The following is a 17,355-nucleotide window of genomic DNA, read 5'->3' as shown; positions in this document are numbered from 1 at the left end:
GGAGTACATGTCCTCATTCGCAAGGTTCATTCGACCAGCCATCGGCGCGTGGGCGTTGCTTCTGTTGGTCATGGCAGCTCCGGTGCCGTCGCCGGCCCAGCAGGTCAATCCGACGGCGAGCTCGGTGAACGAGCGCCAGTTGCTGCAAGAGATGGACCGGATCCAGGGACGCGTCAGCATCCCCGACCAGCGCTCCGGCGTGCTGATGCAACCTGCCGGCCGCGAATGGCGTGAATTCCGCAACGTCGCGCTGCGGTGGATCGGCGGCGTTGCAGTGCTCGGCATGCTTGCGGTGCTGGTCATCTTCTATTTGACACGCGGCATGGTCCGCCTCGAAAGCGGACGATCCGGCCGCACCATCGTGCGGTTCAACACCTTCGAGCGTTTCGTGCACTGGATGACCGCGACCTGCTTCATTATCCTGGCGATCTCGGGATTGAACGTCACGTTCGGGCGGCCACTGCTGCTTCCGCTGATTGGATTTGAGGCCTTCTCGGAATGGTCGCAATGGGCAAAATACGCGCACAACTACCTGAGCTTTCCCTTCACGATCGGCGTCGTGCTGATCTTTCTGATGTGGATCGGCGGTAATATCCCGAACAAGGTCGATCTGGAGTGGATCAAGCGCGGAGGCGGCCTGTTCGGTCATGATCATCCGCCGGCTCGCCGTTTCAACGCGGGTCAAAAGGGGATCTACTGGATCGTTGTGATCGGCGGTGGACTCGTGGCCGCGACGGGCTACGTGCTGATGTTCCCGTTCTACGTGACGGGGATCGAGGGCATGCAGATGGCCCAGATCGTTCACGCCGTCGTGGCCGTGCTGTTTATCGCCGCGATGCTCGCCCACATCTACATAGGCACGATCGGGATGGAAGGTGCCTTCGAGGCGATGGGATCAGGCGAGGTGGATGTCAACTGGGCGCGCGAGCACCATAGCCTGTGGCTCGACCAGGAGTCGGCACGGACCGGCCCGAACGATTCTCGGCCGCAGCCTCGCCATGCTGCGTCGGCGGCCGAATAGTGCATACGGAGTAGGGCCTAAAGCCGCACGCCCGTCGTCGAAAAGGCCTCTGCCACGGGGAGCTGTACGCTGTCGAGCACGGCAACTCCAGCCATCGTGATGACGACCGTCGCAACACAGGCAAGGATGAAAGCCTTCATCGCGATCCCTCCTTGCGAGTATTATACAGGACCTCTGGCTGCGGACAAAGGCTGCGCTTGGGAAGGTCGATGCGGCACACACACGACCGGGCTGGGGATCGCCTCTATCCTTGTCGCCGGATGAACCCGGTGATCGTCACCTTCTCCCAGATGCCGGCCGCTGCGAAGGGATCGGCGCGATTAAAGGCCTCGACTTCCGCACGCGTGGGGGCTTCGACCAGGAACAGGCTGCCGATCATGGTCGCGCCGTCGTCGGAGACGAGCGGCCCCGACATCACAATCTTGATGCCGAAACGCGAGGTATCGCTCAGGAAGGCCTTGTGGGCGTCGTAATTGGCGAGCCGGGTCGGCAGCGCGCCGGTGCGGTCGAGGGCGTGAATGGCGAACAGCATGGTGGTCTCCGTTTCTTGGCTTCGTTCTTGGGACGGCCGCGAGGGGCGGCCGTCCGGGTTCATCGTGATCGGGCGATCTACTTGCCGCCGAGCTTGCCGGCGTCCTCGAAGGTCGGGCAGGTCCGCTGCTCCAGCGGGACGTCGAACGGCCCAAAATTGTCCTTGGTGATGACGGTCGGCTTCAGCACGATCTCGCTGATGACAGGCTGATTGCGCAGGGCGCGGACAGCCATCATGGTGCCGAGGCAGCCTTGCGCGAATCCGTTGTAGTCGCCGCTGGCGAGCAGCTTGCCGGACTTGATCGCGTCGATCGCCTCCTTGGTCCCGTTGATGCCGATCACCTGCGCCTTGCGGTTGGCGCCGTCGAGCGCCTCGATCGCGCCGACCGCCATGGCGTCGTTGGCGGCGAGCACGCCGTCGATCTGCGAATTCGACTGCATCAGGTTCTCCATCACCTGAAGCGCCTGGAGCCGTTGATAGTTACCGGGCTGCGAAGCCAGGAGCTTGGCGCCGGGCGCTTCCTTCAGCGCGTCGTTGAACCCGCGGACGCGATCGACATTGGTCAGCGAGCCCTTGACGCCCTCGATGATGACGATGTTGCCCTTGCCGCCCAGCGTCTTGAGCAGGAAGCGCGCGGTCTCGAGCCCGAGGCTGTAATCGTCGGCGCCGACGAAGGAGAGGAATTTGCCGCCCGCGGAGCGGTCGGTGATGTTGATGACCGGGATCTTGGCGTCGTTGATCTTCTCGACGCCCGGCACCATCGCCTTGTAGTCGACAGGCGTGAAGACGATCGCGCTCGGCTTCTTCACCACGACGTCCTCGATCTGGCTGAGCTGCTCTGGGATCGAGTCCGGCTTGGTCGGGATGTACTGAAGCGTCTTCGCGTTCAGCGCCTTCGCCATGTTGTCGGCGCCGACCCGCACCGTCTGGAAGAACGGATTGGTCTGGTTCTTGGTGAAGACCGCGATGGTCTCGCCGTCGGCGCGTACCTCAGTGGTGAACGCAGCCGCCATCAGCAGCGGTAGCGCCAGATAGTCCAGTCTCAATTTCATATTGCCTCCATCCCTGATTTTGCTTGTTGGATTTCCGAGAACTCATTGCGCGCGGCGGCGGGTCTTCATATCGAGCCAGACCGCGAGAATGACGATGATGCCTGTCACCAGCGGCTGCCAGTTGGCGCTGACCGACAGGAGATTCATGCCGTTCAGCACCAGCGTCAGGATCAGTGCGCCGATGAAGGTGCCGAACACGGTGCCGACGCCGCCGAACAGCGAGGTGCCGCCGATCAGCACGGCCGCGATGGCCGGCAGCGTCAGGCTTTCGCCGATGTCGGCTTCGGCCGAATTGAGGCGCGACAGGAAGATGATCGAGGCGAGCCCCGCCATGGTGCCGGAGACGGCGTAGACCAGCAGCAGGCGCCGCGCGACGGGGATGCCTGATAGCCGTGCCGCGACCGGATTGGCGCCGATCGCATAGATCTCCTGGCCCCAGATCGTCCGCTGCGCGAACAGCGTTCCGATCCCGAGAAACACCAGCAGCAGATAGACCGGGATCGGCAGGCCGAACAGATAGCCGCTGCCGATCTGGCGGAAGCCTGCGGGGAAGCCGTGAAGGGTCTCGCCCGCCATGTACCAGTAGGTGAGGCCGTTCAGCACCCAGAGCATGCCGTAGGTGGCGATGAACGAGGGGATGCGCAGCGCGGTGACCATGATGCCGTTGAGGAGGCCGACGATGCCGCCGCAGGCAAGCCCGGTGAGGATGCCGAGCGCCGGCGAGCCGGTCTTGTGGATCACGGTGCCGGCGATACAGGCCGACAGCGCGACATTGGCACCGACCGAGAGATCGAGGCCTGCGGTCAGCACCACCAGCGTCAGGCCGGAGGCGATGAAGAAGGTCAGGCTCGCTTGTCTCAGCACATTGAGGATGTTGCCGAGGCTCAGGAAGGAATCGCTGAGCACGGCGAGCACCGCACAGATCAAGAGCGCGGCCAGCAGGCGATAGAACACCTGGATGGCATCCTGCGACAGGAACGAGCGGGGCGGCATCATCGCCTCTTTGGTGATGTCGGTCATGCGCGGCTCCTGAGGCCATCGAGGAACAGGGCAACGATCACGAGCACGCCGACGCTTGCGACCTGCACCGAGGATGGCAGCGAGATCAGGTTCAACCCGTTGCGCAGCACGCCAACCGAGAGAACGCCGAGGAGCGTGCCGAGCAGCCAGCCATTGCCGCGCTCAAACGAGGTGCCACCGACCGCGACCGCCGCGATGGCATCGAACTCGAGGCCAAGGCCTGCGGTCGGGTGCCCTGAATTCATCCGCGCGGTCATCAACAGGCCGGCGATCCCGGCCATGACGCCGCCGATCGCATAGACCGCGATCAGCAGCCGGTTCGGCGAGAGGCCGGCATAGCGCAGCGCCTCGCGATTTCCCCCGAGCGCGAAAATGTAGGTGCCGAAGCGGGTGTGATAGAGCAGGCCGTGGAAGGCCGCATAGGTCACCAGTGCCATCACGATCGGCACAGGCACGCCCAGAAGCGCCGCCGAATAGATGTCGCGCACGCTGTGGGGGATGCCGACCACGCTCTGGCCGTCGCTGACGATCAGCGACAGGCCTTGCGCCATGCCGAGCGTGCCGAGCGTCGCGACGAAGGGCGGAATGCCGAGAATGGCGACCAGCCAGCCGTTGGCGACGCCGAATGCGGCGCCGACGAGGAGGCCGGCACCAAGGCCGAGCAGCATCGACTTGGTTGCGAGCGAGACGATCGCGACGCAAAGCGAAGTCAGCGTCAGCACCGCGCCCATCGACAGATCGAGCCCCTCGGTCATGATGATCAAGGTCATCGGCAGCGCGAGCATGGTCAGGATGGTCGACTGCACCAGCACATTGGAGAGATTGGCGACCGACAGGAAGCCGGGCGCGATGACGCTGAACAGCGCAATCAGCAGCACCAGCACGATGGCAACGCCGGGAATGCGCTGCAGCGGATTGGGCTCCGAGACGACCGCGGCTTCACGCATGATGCATCCCCAGTCGCACGATGTTCTCCTCCGTCAATTCGCTGCGCGTCAAATGTCCGGCAATGCGCCCCTCGCGCATCACATAGGCGCGGTCGCAGACATGGCAGATCTCGACCTGCTCGGACGAGATCATCAACGCCGCAGCGCCTTCCGCGACGAGCCGATCGATCAGGGCGAAGATTTCCGACTTGGCGCCGATGTCGATGCCCCGCGTCGGCTCATCGAAGATGAAGAGTTTTGAGCCGGCCGCCAGCCACTTGCCGATCACGACCTTCTGCTGGTTGCCGCCGGAGAGCAGGCCGACAGTCTGCCGCGCGCTCGGGGTAGCGATCCGCAGCTGCCGGATCAGGCCGTCGGACGTGCGCTGCGCGCTGCGCTGGTCGAACAGGCCGCTCGGAAAGAGCTTCTTGAGCGCGGACACCACCAGATTATCGCCGACCGACCGGAGCAGCGCGAGACCCTCGCTCTTGCGGCTCTCCGGGATCAGCGCAATGCCGCGGCGGGCGGCGAGATCCGGCTCGCCCGAGATGGTCTTGCCGTCGAAGATGATCTCGCCTGATGTCATGGGATCAGCGCCAAAGATGGCGCGCGCGACCTCGCTGCGGCCGGAGCCGACCAGGCCGCACAGGCCGACGATCTCGCCCCGGCGCACCTCGATGTTGATGTCGGAGATGCCGGTGGACGCGGTCAGGCCCTTGACCTGCAGCAGGACGTCGCCGGGCTTGTCGGCAAAATTGCGCGGATAGGTCATGTCGACGTTGCGGCCGACCATCATGCGGACGAGCTGATCCGGCGTGACATCGGCAGGGCGAACCCCGTCGATGCGACGGCCGTCGCGCAGCACGGTGATGCGATCGCCGAGCGCGAACACCTCGGCCATGCGGTGCGATATGTAGACGATCGACACGCCGTCGGCCTTTAGCCGCGCGATCAGCGCGAACAGCAGTTCGGTTTCGCGGTCGGACAGCGCCGCGGTGGGCTCGTCCATCACGAGGATGCGGGCATTCTGGCTGATCGCTTTTGCGATCTCGACCATCTGCTGCTGCGCCACGCCGAGCTTGTCGACGGTGGTGGAGGGATCGATATCGAAGCCGATCGTGTCGAGCACGCGCTTTGCGTCCGCCAGGATCCCGCGGCGGTCGATGGTACCGGGGATACGGCCCTTCGGCTCGCGCCCGAGGAAGATGTTCTGGGCGATATCGAGATAGGGGACGAGCGAGAACTCCTGGAAGATCACGGCAATGCCGAGCTTCCGCGCATCGGCGGTCGATGCGATCGCGACCTTCTCGCCCTCGTGGTAGAACTCGCCGGCGTCGGCGCGGTAGGCGCCGCACAGCACCTTCATCAGGCTCGACTTGCCGGCGCCGTTCTCGCCCAGCAGCATGTGGACTTCGCCGGGGTAGACGGCAAAGGACACGTCATCCAGCGCCTTGACGCCGGGAAACTCCTTGCTGATGCCACGCAGCTCCAGCAGCGGGACAGGCGAGGTGACCTCGATCGGGAGCGCGTCGCTCATGCCTTGGCTCCGGCAGCAAAAATCTTACCCGGATTCATCAGTCCATCAGGATCGAGCGCGGTCTTGATCTGCCGCATCACATCGACGGCCTCGCCGAGCTCGTCGGTGAGATAGTCGATCTTGCCGAGCCCGATGCCGTGCTCGCCGGTGCAGGTGCCGTCCATCGCGATCGCACGGGAGACCATGCGGGCCTGGAGCGCCTTGGCGCCTTCGGCCTCCTCGGGCTTCGCCGGATCGATCAGGATCAGCATGTGGAAATTGCCATCGCCGACATGGCCGACGATCGGCGCGATAAAGCCGTGCTCATCCGCGTCGCGCCGCGTCTCGGTCAGGCATTCCGCCAGCCGCGAGATCGGCACGCAGACGTCGGTGATCACGGCGCGTGCGCCGGGCCGCAGGCCGAGGCCGGCATAGAGCGTGTTGTCGCGCGCATGCCAGAGCCGGCTGCGGTCTTCCGGCGCCTTGGCCCAGGCGAAGCCATGGCCGCCATGGTCGGCGGCGATGGCCTGCGCGGCCTCGGCCTGCTCGGCGACGGAGGCTTCCGAGCCATGGAATTCGAAGAACAGGGTGGGCGCTTCGCGATAGCCGAGCTTGGCGTAGGCGTTGATGCCGCGCATCATGACGTCGTCGAGCAGCTCGACGCGCGCCACGGGGATCGCGGACTGGATCACGGAGATCGCGGTGTCGACGGCGTCGTGCAGGGTATCGAAGCTGCACACCGCGGCCGAGATCGCCTGCGGGGCGGGGTGAACCTTCAACGTGATCTCGGTGATGACGCCGAGCGTGCCTTCGGCGCCGACGAACATGCGCGTCAAATCGTAGCCCGCGGCCGACTTCCGCGCGCGCTTTGCGGTGCGGATGATGCGGCCGTCGGCCAGCACCACCTCCAGCGCCATGACATTGTCCTTCATGGTGCCGTAGCGCACGGCCATGGTGCCGGAGGCACGCGTGGAGGTCATGCCGCCGATCGAAGCGTCCGCACCCGGATCGATCGGGAAGAACAAGCCGGTATTGCGCAGCTCCGCATTGAGCTGCTTGCGCGTGATGCCGGGCTGCACCACGACGTCCATGTCGCTGTCGTGTACCGCCAGCACCTTGTTCATGCGCGCGAAGTCGAAGCAGACGCCGCCTGCGACCGAAGCCGCATTGCCTTCGAGCGAGGTCCCAGCACCGAACGGGACGATCGGCATGCCTGCGCCCGCGCACAGCTTCACGATCTCGACCACCTCCTGCGTCGTCTCGGGGAAGACGACGATGTCGGGCGGCAAGTTGCGATAATGCGATTCGCTCTGCCCATGCTGATCGAGCACGCCGCGCGCAACGCTCGCGCGCGGGCCGATCATGCCGGTGAGGCGATCGGCCAAAATGCTCGTGCTGACCCGCGGTCCCATCCTTGCTCCCTGTTCGCTCCGGTTCACGGACTCTTGTTGGTCCGCTGCGTTGTCGTTCGGCTTAGGCAGCTCTTGCGCTGCTCGCAACCTGCTTCAGGCCGAAATCATAGTTGAGATGAAAATAGTCGCGCTCCACCATGCGACCATCCGGCGCACGGCCGCCGGGATGCCGCGTGAATTCGCGGATCAGGCTGTCCTTGACGCCGAACACCACGTCGCTGTCGAGATATTTGTCACCGGCGACAAACACATGCGTCACGAGCTGCTCGAAGCCCGGCGCAGAGATCATGAAATGCACATGCGCCGGACGCCAGGGATGGCGTCCTTGCGCCTCCAGCATGTCGCCGACCGGGCCGTCATGCGGGATCGGATAGGCGGCCGGCTTGATCGACCAGAAATGGAAGCGACCATTGGCGTCGGTGTGGAAACGCGCGCGCATCGCGAGATTGCCGATCTCGTCGAGTTGCTGCACGTCGTAATAGCCGTCATCGTCGGAATGCCAGACGTCGACGACGGCGCCCGCGAGCGGCTTGCCATCGACGGTCGAGACCGAGCCGGTGACCAGCATCGGATCGCCCTCCATCGGGCCGGAGATATCCGCGCCGCTGTCCTTCTCCGGCGCAGCCTGGACGAAGAACGGGCCGAGCACGGTGGTCTCGGTCGCACCTTCCGGCACCGGATGGTTGATGGCGTCGACGAGCATGGAGACGCCGAGCGTGTCCGACAGCAGGATGAACTCCTGGCGCTTGTCGTCGCACATATGCCCGGTACGGGTCAGGAAGTCGATGCCGTACTCCCATTCCTTCTGGGTGGGCCGGATCTCGCGGACGAAGGCGTGAAGGTGCCGCACCAGCGCCTCGCTGACCTCTTTGATGCGCGGATCGGTTGCGCCCGCGATCCGTTCCAGCACCGCTTCCGTGATCGTGTTCTCGTTGAAGTTACGCATGGGTATCTCCGCGATCAGAGTTTCGGCTCGCCGAGCCCGGATAGGCGCTCCAGATGCTTGACGGTCGCGATGAAGTCGGTATCCCCGTCGCCCTGGGCGACCAGCGAGCCGTAGGTCTCGCGCACCTGCGCTGCGAGCTGCAACGGCACGCCGACGGCGTGGCCGGCGCCCAGGATCAAATCGAGGTCCTTGGCCATCTGCTTGCAGGAGAAGGTGGACTCGAAGTCCCGTGTGCGTAGCGGCGCAGTCTTGTACTTCACCATGGGAGAAGCGACCGCGCTGTCGTCGAGCACCTTCAAGATGTCCTGCCAGGCGATGCCGCCCTTACGGGCCAGCGCCAGGCTCTCCGCCATCATCGCCGCCGACACCGCGATCATCAGATTGACCGAGAGCTTTGCGTAGCGTGCTTCCTCGGCCGGCCCGAGATAGGTCTGGGCGCGGGTGAAGGCGGCGAACAGCGGCCTTACACTCTCGAAGACGTCCTTCGGCCCCGAGACGAAGCAGGTCAGTGCGCCGGTATGAACGATGCTGGCGTTGCCGGAAACCGGGGAGCGCAGATAGGCGATGCCGCGCGCCTGCGCTGCAGCCGCAACTTCAGTCGAGGCCTCGACGCTCACGGTGCTGGTCTCGATCAGAACGGTTTTGGGCGCCATCGCCGCGATCAGGCCGGTGGGCCCGAGCAGCGCGCCGCGCAGGGCGGCATCGTCGGGCAAGGAGGTGACGACGGCAGCCTTGCCGCTTACGGCGTCGGTGGGCGAGGCGGCAATCGCAATGCCCTGCGCGCGAGCCTCGTCGAGTCGCAGCGCGCTCCGGTCGAACGCAGTGACGGCGTAGCCGGCCTTGGCGACGAGCGCCGACATCGGCAGTCCCATCTTGCCGATCCCGATGAAAGCAACATTCTTCGAAGCGTCTGTCATTGTTGTTGTCCATTGGCGCCTTCAGGCGGCGCGTCCTTGTCGTTCGATGTCCTGAACCAGCCGCCGGCCGGATTGCGCCAGCAGCTCCTTCTTCGCCTCCAGCTCCTCGACCAGCAGCCGGCCGTCCCGCTTCTTCCAGGCGCCGCCGATCATGACGGCCTCGATATTGGCAAGGCTCGTCTGCATCACCACGGTCGCGACCGGATCGTGCACCGGATAAAGATTGAGATCGGACGCGTTGATGATGACGAGGTCGGCGAGTTTGCCCGGCGTCAGCGAGCCGATCTGGTGCTCGCGGCCGAGCATGCGGGCGCCTTCCGTCGTGATCCAGCGCAGCGCCTCGCGCACGGGGATCGTGGTCGTCGCCGGAATGGTGCCGCTTGCCTGACGCGATTCCGCATTGTCGAGCGCCCGCTGCATCGACAGCGCGACGCGCGTGGCGGAAAGCAGATCACCGGCCAGCACCGATTCCAGATCGATGCCAATCGTGGGCCGCACGCCGCGCTTCAGGAGCCGCCCGGTGATCGGAAAGCCGTGGCCCTGGATCATCTCGTTCTCGGGCGTGACCGAGAAGGACACGCCGAGATCGATCATCCGGTCCAGCAGATCGTCCGGCAGATCGTTGCCATGGACGATGTTGACGCCGGGGCCGACGAGGCCGGCCTCGATCAGCTTCTCCCAGCCGCCGGGCGTCTTGGCCGGGCCGCCACCCTGATGCATGGATGCGATCAGGTTCAGCTCCCGCGCCAGGCGGAAATCGTGCGTGGCGACGTCGAGCGTCGAGTAATGCGGGCCGAGAATGGCGAGCCCAAGCGTGACGAGGCCATCGCGGTCGGCGAGGGAGCCGGCCAGCAGCCGCTCGACCTCGCGGCGCGGATGCGGCACTTCCGAGAAATGGGGCTCGCCGGGCTTCGGCTCGGGTTTCGGCGAGCCGTGGAAGAAGGCGGCGCGAATGCCGCTCTCGATCAGGCCGCGCACGGCGGCGTCCGTATGATCAGGCGTCGGATTGTTGTGACACCAGTCGACCAGCGTGGTGACGCCGTGGTTGATCTGGTTCAGAGCGCCGACGACGGTCGCGATGTAAATGTCCTCGGGCCGGAACACGGTCGCGAGACCGGCATGCATGCGGCGGAAATATTCCAGCAGCGTCCAGTTCGCGGCAAAGCCGCGCAAGCCCGTCTGCCAGGTGTGCATGTGCGCGTTGATCAGCCCCGGGATGACGATGCGCCCCTTGCCGTCGATAATCTCCGTGTCGGCCGCGACGTCGATCGACGGGCGCACATCGACGATACGGCTGCCCTCGACCAGCACATCGCCGGTGCCGAGGTCGCCGATCGCGTCATCCATGCTGATGACGGTGGCCGATCTGATCAGCGTGCGCCGCATGCTTCAAGTCGCCGGTTTGACGGCGCCCGGCGGCTCGCCGGCCCAGGCGCGTGCGATCAGGTCGCGGATGGCATTGCGCTCGAGCGGGCGCGGATTCCAATAGGCGTTGGTAACGGCAAGATCGGCCGCCTTGTCGATGCCGCTTTCCGGCATTCCGACATCGCGGAGTGCCAGCTTCGCACCGAGCCGCTTGGCGAGATCGTAGAGTCCTTGCGATGCATCGGCCGCACCGATCGCGCGGGAGATGCGCGACATCGCATCGGGCACGGCCGGCGCGTTGTAGGCCAGCGCATGCGGCAGCACGATGGTGTGGGTCTCGGCATGCGGCAGATCGAAGGTGCCGCCGAGCGTGTGGCAGAGCTTGTGATGCAGCGCCATGCCGACGGTGCCGAGGCAGACGCCGCACAGCCAGGCGCCATAGAGCGCCTCGGTGCGGGCCTCGCGGTCGTCGCTTCTGGCAGCGATGGCCGGCAAGGCACGCGCCAGCGCGCGGATGCCTTCTTCCGCCATCAGTGACGTCACGGGATTGGTGTCGCGCGCATAAAGCGCCTCGACCGCATGGGCGATCGCGTTGATGCCTGATGTCGCGGCCAAACTCGCCGGCAGCGTCAAGGTAAGATCGACATCGTAGATCACAGTCTCCGGCAGGATCGCCGCGTCGCGCACCGTGGTCTTCAGGCCGTTCTCGGTCTGGCCGACAATCGGCGTCATCTCCGAGCCGGCATAGGTGGTGGGGATACAGAGCTGGTTGATTCCGGTGCGCAGCGCCAGCGCCTTGCCGAGACCGGTGGTCGAGCCGCCGCCGAGCGAGACGACGCAATCGGCCTCGCAGGCCTTCATCGCCGCGAGCGCGCGCTCCGTGACCTCGACCGGGGTATGCATGGTGGCGCCGGGAAAAATGCCGGCATAGAGCGGGCCGAGCGCGGTTCCCAGGCTCTTGCCTTGGGCCTCCTGCTGCGGCGTCGTCAGCACCAGCGCGCGCTTGCCGCCGAGCCGTTCGACCTCGGTCTTGGCCGCGGCCAGAGTTCCGCTGCCGAACACGACGCGGCAGGGCAGGTTTTCAAAGGTGAACGAACCGATCATGCGCCGGTCTCTTTGATGGGATAATCGACCTGGAAGCGCCCGATCCGCAAGTCGCCAAGCGCCTCGCGCACGCGCAGATGTTCGGGGTGGTTGGCATAGGCACTGAGCGCGGCCTGATCGGTGAACTCGGAGAACAGCACCACGTCGCAGGCGTAGTCGACGGCACTGACGTCCATGCCGATCTCGATATGCGTGAGGCCGTCGATCCGGCCCTTGAGGCCCTCGAACAGGGTCTTGACCTTGAGCCGGGCGGCGGAGCGCTCCTCGGGGGTCTCCCCGCGCAGCCGCCACATCACGATGTGCCTGATCGGGCCCGACATTTCCTGATTTCCTCGCCTGCCGTTCTACTTTGTTGGGGCTATTTTGCCTTGCAGAAATCGGAAATAAAGGTCAAAATTTGTAAGTCTCTTTTCCGATTTGTGCAAAAATGGACAGACTGCTCCAACTCGAAGTCTTCTCCAAAACCGCCGAGCTCGGCAGCCTGTCCAAGGCCGCCGAAATCCTGCGGATGTCGAATGCGGCCGCCAGCCGTCACCTCAGCGCGCTGGAAGATCGGCTGGCGGTCCGGCTGATCGAGCGCAACACGCGCCGGCAATGGCTGACTGAGGCAGGGCAGGAGCTGCTGCAGCGCTGCAGCACGCTGCTGAACGAACTCGCCGAAGCCGAGGACGCTGTTTCCGATCGCGCGCTGTCGCCAAAAGGCATGTTGCGCGTGACGAGCTCGCTGTCCTTCGCGATGATCTATCTCGCGCCGATGCTGCCGGCGTTCCGCGCGCTCTATCCTGATCTCAGCGTGCAGATCATCAGCGCGAACCGCTATCTGGACTTCATCGAGGCTGGCATCGACGTCGCGATCCGCACGCGGGAGCACGAGCCGGATTCCAACATCGTCGTCCGCCGCATCGGCCAGATGCACCGCGTGCTCGCGGCTGCCCCGTCATATCTGGAGAAGCACGGCCTGCCGGAGCACCCCGCCGATCTCGCCCGCCACAACATGCTGATCTACAACCTTGCCAACGATCCCTATTCGCTGCGACTAAGCAAGGGCAGCACGACGCAGACCGTCCGGATCGCGCCGACGCTCGACAGCAATGACGGCCAGATCATCTGCGGTGCAGCGCGCGCGGGGCTCGGCATCCTGATCCAGCCGCTCTACATCGTGCAGAGCGATATCGCGGCCGGCCGGCTGGTGCCCGTCCTGAGCGGCTGGGAGCTGCCGCTACTCACCATGAACATCGCCTATCAAAACCGCGTTCGGCTGCCCGCCAAGATCAGAGTCTTTTCCGACTTCCTGGTCGCTCATATCCGCGAGCGTTCAGAGCCGGGGATATGGATCGACGCGACGAAGTAAACGGAAGCATCCATGTATCTCGGCATCGATCTCGGCACCTCGGCGGTCAAGACCGTTCTCGTCGACGATGCCCAGCGCGTGATTGCAAGCGAGAGCCGGCCGCTCGCGACCACCTCGCCGCAATCGGGCTATTACGAGCAGGACCCCGCGCAGTGGATCGATGCGACCTTTGCGACGCTTGATGCCCTCAAGGCGTCGCACGCCGACGCGTTGGCGGCGGTCGAGGGCATCGGGCTGTCCGGCCAGATGCATGGCGCCACGCTGCTCGATGCGAGCTTGAGGCCGCTACGGCCTTGCATCCTCTGGAACGACGGCCGCTCTGCCGCCGAGTGTCGTATCCTGGAGCAACGCTGGCCCGACTTGCGCGCGGTGACGGGCAACAAGGCAATGGCCGGATTCACCGCGCCAAAGCTGCTCTGGATCGCGACGCACGAGCCGGAGATCTTTGCGGCGACGAAACTCGTCCTACTGCCAAAGGCCTATTTGCGCTTGGTGCTATCAGGCGAGGCCATCGAAGATGTCTCGGACGCATCGGGATCGCTGTGGCTCGACGCTGCGCGCCGCGACTGGTCGGACGCAGCCTTAGCGGCGACCGGCCTGACGCGCGAGCACATGCCGCGTCTGGTCGAGGGATGCGCGCCTGCAACGACGCTGCGCAGCGAGCTCGCGCGGCGCTGGGGCATGGTGAGGACGCCGATCATCGCGGGCGGCGCCGGCGACAATCCGGCCGGTGCCGTCGGCATCGGCGCGATCGAGCCGGGAACCGCGTTCATATCGCTGGGAACCTCGGGGCCTCGCTGGCGCCGACCAACAGAATAGCCGCCAATCCCGATCGCGTCGTGCACACGTTCTGCCACGCCATTCCCGGCATGTGGATTCAAGCCGGCGCGATCCTCTCGGCCGCCTCCTGCCTCGCCTGGGCCGCGCGCCTGTTCGGCGTCACCGAGGCCGAGTTGCTGGCGCCGCTTGGTGCGCGCCCGCAGGCACCGTCGCCGGTGAGCTTCCTGCCTTATCTTGCGGGTGAGCGGACGCCCCACGACGATCCCGCCGTGCGCGGCATGCTCGATGGCCTGAGCCACGGCACCGATCGCGGGATGATCGTGCAGGCGGTGCTCGAAGGCGTTGCCTTCGCGCTTGCCGATTGCCGCGACGTGCTCGCCGATGCCGGCACTGCAATTGCGGAAGCCGATGTCATTGGCGGCGGTTCACGATCCCCGTACTGGCTCGCAGTGCTGGCCAACGTGTTGAACGTTCCGATCCATCGCTTCGCCGGAGGCGAGACCGGCGCGGCGTTCGGTGCGGCAAGATTGGGGCGGCTTGCTGTCACGGGTGAGGCAATCACCGCCGTGTGCACGCGGCCGCAGCGCGTCGAGACGTTTGAACCCGACGCTGGCTTGGCCGATGCCTATGCCGAGCGGCTTCCCGCCTGGCGCGAACTGTATCGGCCGCGCCACTAGCATCGTCTTTGATGCTGCATTCCCGTGTGTTCGGTATTGCCCTGTGCCGCGGCCTTTTGTTTAATGCGCGAACCGCGCTGACAAGAATGACTGAGACGCGGGTAGGAAACGCATTGTGCGCCGGGAGGCACGATGAACGATCCGATCCTGGAGATGCGCGGGGTCTCAAAGACCTTCTTTGGCATCAAGGCGCTGCGTGCCGTCGATCTCACCGTCTATGCCGGCGAAATTCATGCTCTGATGGGTGAGAACGGCGCCGGCAAATCGACGCTGATGAAGATCCTGTCCGGCGCGTACAGACCCGATCCCGGCGGCGAGATCCGCATCGAGGGCAGCCCGGTGCGGATCGAAGGTCCGCTCGGCGGCCGCGCCGCGGGCATCTCCATCATCTATCAGGAGCTGTCGCTGGCTCCCAATCTCAGCGTTGCCGAGAATATCTATTTGGGCCGGGAGATCTCGCGCTCGGGTTTGCTGGCGCGCGGCGCCATGCGCGAGGGCGTCGGGCCGATCCTGAAGCGGCTGGGCGCAGATTTCCTGCCGTCGACGCTGGTGGCGCATCTGTCCATGGGCCAGCGGCAACTGGTCGAGATCGCCCGAGCGCTGCACGCCAGATCAAAAATCCTGATCATGGATGAGCCAACCACCTCGTTGTCGGCCGCCGAAAGCGAGCGGCTGTTCGCGCTGATCCGCCAGCTGCGCTCCGAGGGGCTTGCCATCATCTACATCTCGCATCGCATGGACGAGGTCTACGCGCTCGGCGATCGCGTCACCGTGCTGCGCGACGGCCGGCTGGTCGGGTCACTCGACAAGCAGGACATTCGCGCCGACACCATCGTCCGCCTGATGGTCGGGCGTGACGTCTCCTCGTTCTACAAGAAGGATCATGATCCGGAGGCGGGGCGAGGACATCCCGTGCTCGCGGCGATCGACATGGCCGATGGCCAGCGCGTCAAGGGGTGCTCGCTGACCGTTCATGCGGGCGAGGTGGTCGGGCTTGCCGGCCTGATCGGCGCCGGCCGCACCGAGCTTGCACATCTCATCATCGGCGCGGCGCCCAAAACCTCCGGCCGGCTCGAGCTGGAGGGACGCCCGGTCGAGATCCGCACGCCGGGCGAGGCGCTCGAGGCCGGGATCGCCTATCTGACCGAGGACAGGAAGGCGCTCGGCCTGTTCCTGGACATGTCGTGCCTGGACAACATCAACCTCGCCGTGCTCGGGCGCGATGCCAAGCTCGGCTGGGTCCTGGACCGCGACAAGGCGCGCGAGCGCGCCGACCGGGCCTTCGCAGGCCTCAGCATCCGCGCCGCCAATGTCGGTGTCCCCGCCGGAGGCCTGTCCGGCGGTAACCAGCAGAAGGTGCTGCTGTCGCGCCTTCTCGCCATTGCGCCAAAGGTCCTCATCCTCGACGAGCCGACGCGCGGCGTCGACGTCGGCGCCAAGTCCGAGATCTATTCGATCATCGACAATCTCGCCAAGGTCGGCACCGCGATCCTCGTCATCTCGTCCGATCTGCCCGAGATCATCGGCATCTGCGACCGCGTCGTCGTGATGCGTACCGGGCACATCGCCGGTGAGGTCACCCGCGGCCCGAATTCGCCGCTGACGCAGGAAGACATCATGGCGCTAGCCACGGGGATGGAGCATCTCGATGCCTGACAATGGCGCCTTGCAGGCCAAGCCCGCGCCGACGACGACCAATGGCGCTGCCGCAGAGACAAGGCGCCAGCGGATGAGGATGCTGATCAGCGCACTCGGCATGCTGCCGGTGCTGCTGATCCTCTGCATCGGCTTCCACGTGTTGTCCGAGGGCCGCTTCTTCACCGGGCAAAATCTCGGCATCGTGCTGCAGCAGGCGGCGGTGAACACCGTGCTGGCCGCCGGCATGACCTTCGTCATCCTTACCGGCGGCATCGATCTCTCGGTCGGCTCGATCCTGGCGGCTTCCGCGATGGCCGGATTGACGCTCTCCAAGCTGCCGGAGCTCGGGATGCTGTGGCTGCCGGCCGCACTGCTCACGGGCCTCGGCTTCGGTATCGTCAACGGCGCGCTGATTGCACTCCTTCGGCTGCCGCCCTTCATCGTCACGCTCGGCTCGCTCACCGCGGTGCGCGGCCTGGCGCGACTGCTCGGCGCCGACACCACCGTGTTCAATCCATCCATTCCCTATGCCTTCATCGGCAACGGCTCGCTGACGCTCGTTCCCGGCGTCGCGTCGATCCCGTGGCTCTCCGTGATCGCTCTGCTCGTCATCTTCGTTTCGTGGCTGGTGCTGCGCCGGACCGTACTCGGCGTGCACATCTATGCGGTGGGCGGCAATGAAAGCGCGGCGCGGCTTGCCGGCATCAAGGTCTGGGGCGTGCTGATCTTCGTCTACGGTGTTTCCGGCCTTTTCGCCGGGCTCGGCGGCGCCATGCAGGCGGCGCGGCTCTATGCGGCCAACGGCCTTCAGCTCGGCCAATCCTATGAGCTCGATGCGATCACCGCCGTGATCCTCGGCGGCACCTCCTTCGTCGGCGGCATCGGCTCGATCTGGGGAACGCTGGTCGGCGCGCTGATCATCGCCGTCCTGTCGAACGGCCTCATCCTCATCGGTGTCTCCGACATCTGGCAATATGTGATCAAGGGCCTGGTGATCATCGGCGCGGTGGCACTGGATCGCTACCGGCTGCAAGGCTCCGCCAGGACTTAGGGGCTCGGCGCAGCTGAGTTGGCATGGCTTGGGATTCCGTTGCGGCA

At 65.4% G+C, this 17,355-nt stretch carries 16 protein-coding genes and 1 pseudogene; 5 read left to right on the top strand and 12 right to left on the bottom strand.

The features are described from left to right. The first annotated feature begins 7 nt into the window (after window positions 1-7). A complete protein-coding gene (locus XH79_RS42510) occupies window positions 8-1,021 on the top strand; it encodes a formate dehydrogenase subunit gamma (RefSeq protein ID WP_271585604.1) in 1,014 nt (337 codons plus the stop codon). A 17-nt stretch (window positions 1,022-1,038) separates the two neighbouring features. Here XH79_RS42510 and XH79_RS42505 read toward each other — a convergent pair whose 3' ends face one another. From XH79_RS42505 to XH79_RS42450, 12 genes are all read right to left on the bottom strand, one after another. Beyond that, window positions 1,039-1,161, bottom strand: a complete 123-nt coding sequence (locus tag XH79_RS42505; RefSeq protein ID WP_271585603.1) for a hypothetical protein — start codon at window positions 1,159-1,161, stop codon at window positions 1,039-1,041. A gap of 104 nt (window positions 1,162-1,265) precedes the next feature. After that, window positions 1,266-1,553: a YciI family protein gene (locus XH79_RS42500; RefSeq protein WP_212345347.1), complete on the bottom strand. Its 288-nt coding sequence runs from the start codon at window positions 1,551-1,553 to the stop codon at window positions 1,266-1,268. Window positions 1,554-1,630: 77 nt separating this feature from the next. Continuing rightward, complete coding sequence (locus tag XH79_RS42495) at window positions 1,631-2,605, bottom strand: sugar ABC transporter substrate-binding protein (RefSeq protein WP_271585602.1); 975 nt, start codon at window positions 2,603-2,605, stop codon at window positions 1,631-1,633. A 42-nt stretch (window positions 2,606-2,647) separates the two neighbouring features. Continuing rightward, window positions 2,648-3,625, bottom strand: coding sequence for an ABC transporter permease (locus XH79_RS42490; RefSeq protein WP_018316000.1), 978 nt, complete (start codon window positions 3,623-3,625; stop codon window positions 2,648-2,650). Next, window positions 3,622-4,572, bottom strand: coding sequence for an ABC transporter permease (locus tag XH79_RS42485; RefSeq protein ID WP_271585601.1), 951 nt, complete (start codon window positions 4,570-4,572; stop codon window positions 3,622-3,624). Before XH79_RS42485 ends, XH79_RS42490 begins: the two co-directional genes overlap by 4 nt. Further along, on the bottom strand, window positions 4,565-6,088 hold the full coding sequence (locus XH79_RS42480) for a sugar ABC transporter ATP-binding protein (protein ID WP_271585600.1): 1,524 nt from the start codon (window positions 6,086-6,088) through the stop codon (window positions 4,565-4,567). The genes XH79_RS42485 and XH79_RS42480 overlap by 8 nt, the downstream gene beginning before the upstream one ends. After that, a complete protein-coding gene (locus tag XH79_RS42475; protein ID WP_271585599.1) occupies window positions 6,085-7,479 on the bottom strand; it encodes an FAD-linked oxidase C-terminal domain-containing protein in 1,395 nt (464 codons plus the stop codon). Before XH79_RS42475 ends, XH79_RS42480 begins: the two co-directional genes overlap by 4 nt. A gap of 61 nt (window positions 7,480-7,540) precedes the next feature. Then, window positions 7,541-8,425 (bottom strand): intradiol ring-cleavage dioxygenase, encoded by an 885-nt coding sequence (locus XH79_RS42470; RefSeq protein ID WP_271585598.1) that lies wholly within the window; start codon window positions 8,423-8,425, stop codon window positions 7,541-7,543. A 14-nt stretch (window positions 8,426-8,439) separates the two neighbouring features. Beyond that, complete coding sequence (locus XH79_RS42465) at window positions 8,440-9,342, bottom strand: NAD(P)-dependent oxidoreductase (protein ID WP_271585597.1); 903 nt, start codon at window positions 9,340-9,342, stop codon at window positions 8,440-8,442. 21 nt (window positions 9,343-9,363) lie between these two features. Then, the gene (locus XH79_RS42460) at window positions 9,364-10,728 is read right to left on the bottom strand and encodes an amidohydrolase family protein (protein ID WP_271585596.1); all 1,365 of its coding nucleotides are present in this window, start codon (window positions 10,726-10,728) and stop codon (window positions 9,364-9,366) included. Window positions 10,729-10,731: 3 nt separating this feature from the next. Next, window positions 10,732-11,811: a maleylacetate reductase gene (locus tag XH79_RS42455; protein ID WP_271585595.1), complete on the bottom strand. Its 1,080-nt coding sequence runs from the start codon at window positions 11,809-11,811 to the stop codon at window positions 10,732-10,734. After that, entirely contained in the window at window positions 11,808-12,131 is a 324-nt protein-coding gene (locus tag XH79_RS42450) for a Dabb family protein (protein ID WP_271585594.1), read from the bottom strand. The genes XH79_RS42455 and XH79_RS42450 overlap by 4 nt, the downstream gene beginning before the upstream one ends. A gap of 107 nt (window positions 12,132-12,238) precedes the next feature. On the opposite strand from XH79_RS42450, the gene XH79_RS42445 reads away from it, so the two are divergent. The 4 genes and pseudogenes from XH79_RS42445 to XH79_RS42430 all read left to right on the top strand — a co-directional run bounded on the left by XH79_RS42445 (window position 12,239) and on the right by XH79_RS42430 (window position 17,308). After that, window positions 12,239-13,162, top strand: a complete 924-nt coding sequence (locus XH79_RS42445; protein ID WP_271585593.1) for a LysR family transcriptional regulator — start codon at window positions 12,239-12,241, stop codon at window positions 13,160-13,162. A 12-nt stretch (window positions 13,163-13,174) separates the two neighbouring features. Then, window positions 13,175-14,619, top strand: a pseudogene (xylB, locus tag XH79_RS42440) (xylulokinase). 132 nt (window positions 14,620-14,751) lie between these two features. Then, complete coding sequence (locus XH79_RS42435; RefSeq protein ID WP_271585592.1) at window positions 14,752-16,275, top strand: sugar ABC transporter ATP-binding protein; 1,524 nt, start codon at window positions 14,752-14,754, stop codon at window positions 16,273-16,275. Beyond that, window positions 16,268-17,308 (top strand): ABC transporter permease subunit, encoded by a 1,041-nt coding sequence (locus XH79_RS42430; protein WP_271585591.1) that lies wholly within the window; start codon window positions 16,268-16,270, stop codon window positions 17,306-17,308. Before XH79_RS42435 ends, XH79_RS42430 begins: the two co-directional genes overlap by 8 nt. The last annotated feature ends 47 nt before the right edge of the window (window positions 17,309-17,355 follow it).

The sequence above is a fragment of the Bradyrhizobium sp. CCBAU 45389 genome, assembly GCF_028128625.1.
GTDB lineage: Bacteria > Pseudomonadota > Alphaproteobacteria > Rhizobiales > Xanthobacteraceae > Bradyrhizobium > Bradyrhizobium liaoningense_B.
Note: the sequence above shows the minus strand (reverse complement) of the source record. Positions and strands in the feature narration are given on the sequence as shown.

Bases quoted from the DNA above. Each gene is read 5' to 3' on its own strand.
- XH79_RS42510 (WP_271585604.1), top strand. From the start codon at position 8: ATGTCCTCATTCGCAAGGTTCATTCGACCAGCCATCGGCGCGTGGGCG.
- XH79_RS42505 (WP_271585603.1), bottom strand. From the start codon at position 1,161: ATGAAGGCTTTCATCCTTGCCTGTGTTGCGACGGTCGTCATCACGATG.
- XH79_RS42500 (WP_212345347.1), bottom strand. From the start codon at position 1,553: ATGCTGTTCGCCATTCACGCCCTCGACCGCACCGGCGCGCTGCCGACC.
- XH79_RS42495 (WP_271585602.1), bottom strand. From the start codon at position 2,605: ATGAAATTGAGACTGGACTATCTGGCGCTACCGCTGCTGATGGCGGCT.
- XH79_RS42490 (WP_018316000.1), bottom strand. From the start codon at position 3,625: ATGACCGACATCACCAAAGAGGCGATGATGCCGCCCCGCTCGTTCCTG.
- XH79_RS42485 (WP_271585601.1), bottom strand. From the start codon at position 4,572: ATGCGTGAAGCCGCGGTCGTCTCGGAGCCCAATCCGCTGCAGCGCATT.
- XH79_RS42480 (WP_271585600.1), bottom strand. From the start codon at position 6,088: ATGAGCGACGCGCTCCCGATCGAGGTCACCTCGCCTGTCCCGCTGCTG.
- XH79_RS42475 (WP_271585599.1), bottom strand. From the start codon at position 7,479: ATGGGACCGCGGGTCAGCACGAGCATTTTGGCCGATCGCCTCACCGGC.
- XH79_RS42470 (WP_271585598.1), bottom strand. From the start codon at position 8,425: ATGCGTAACTTCAACGAGAACACGATCACGGAAGCGGTGCTGGAACGG.
- XH79_RS42465 (WP_271585597.1), bottom strand. From the start codon at position 9,342: ATGACAGACGCTTCGAAGAATGTTGCTTTCATCGGGATCGGCAAGATG.
- XH79_RS42460 (WP_271585596.1), bottom strand. From the start codon at position 10,728: ATGCGGCGCACGCTGATCAGATCGGCCACCGTCATCAGCATGGATGAC.
- XH79_RS42455 (WP_271585595.1), bottom strand. From the start codon at position 11,811: ATGATCGGTTCGTTCACCTTTGAAAACCTGCCCTGCCGCGTCGTGTTC.
- XH79_RS42450 (WP_271585594.1), bottom strand. From the start codon at position 12,131: ATGTCGGGCCCGATCAGGCACATCGTGATGTGGCGGCTGCGCGGGGAG.
- XH79_RS42445 (WP_271585593.1), top strand. From the start codon at position 12,239: ATGGACAGACTGCTCCAACTCGAAGTCTTCTCCAAAACCGCCGAGCTC.
- XH79_RS42435 (WP_271585592.1), top strand. From the start codon at position 14,752: ATGAACGATCCGATCCTGGAGATGCGCGGGGTCTCAAAGACCTTCTTT.
- XH79_RS42430 (WP_271585591.1), top strand. From the start codon at position 16,268: ATGCCTGACAATGGCGCCTTGCAGGCCAAGCCCGCGCCGACGACGACC.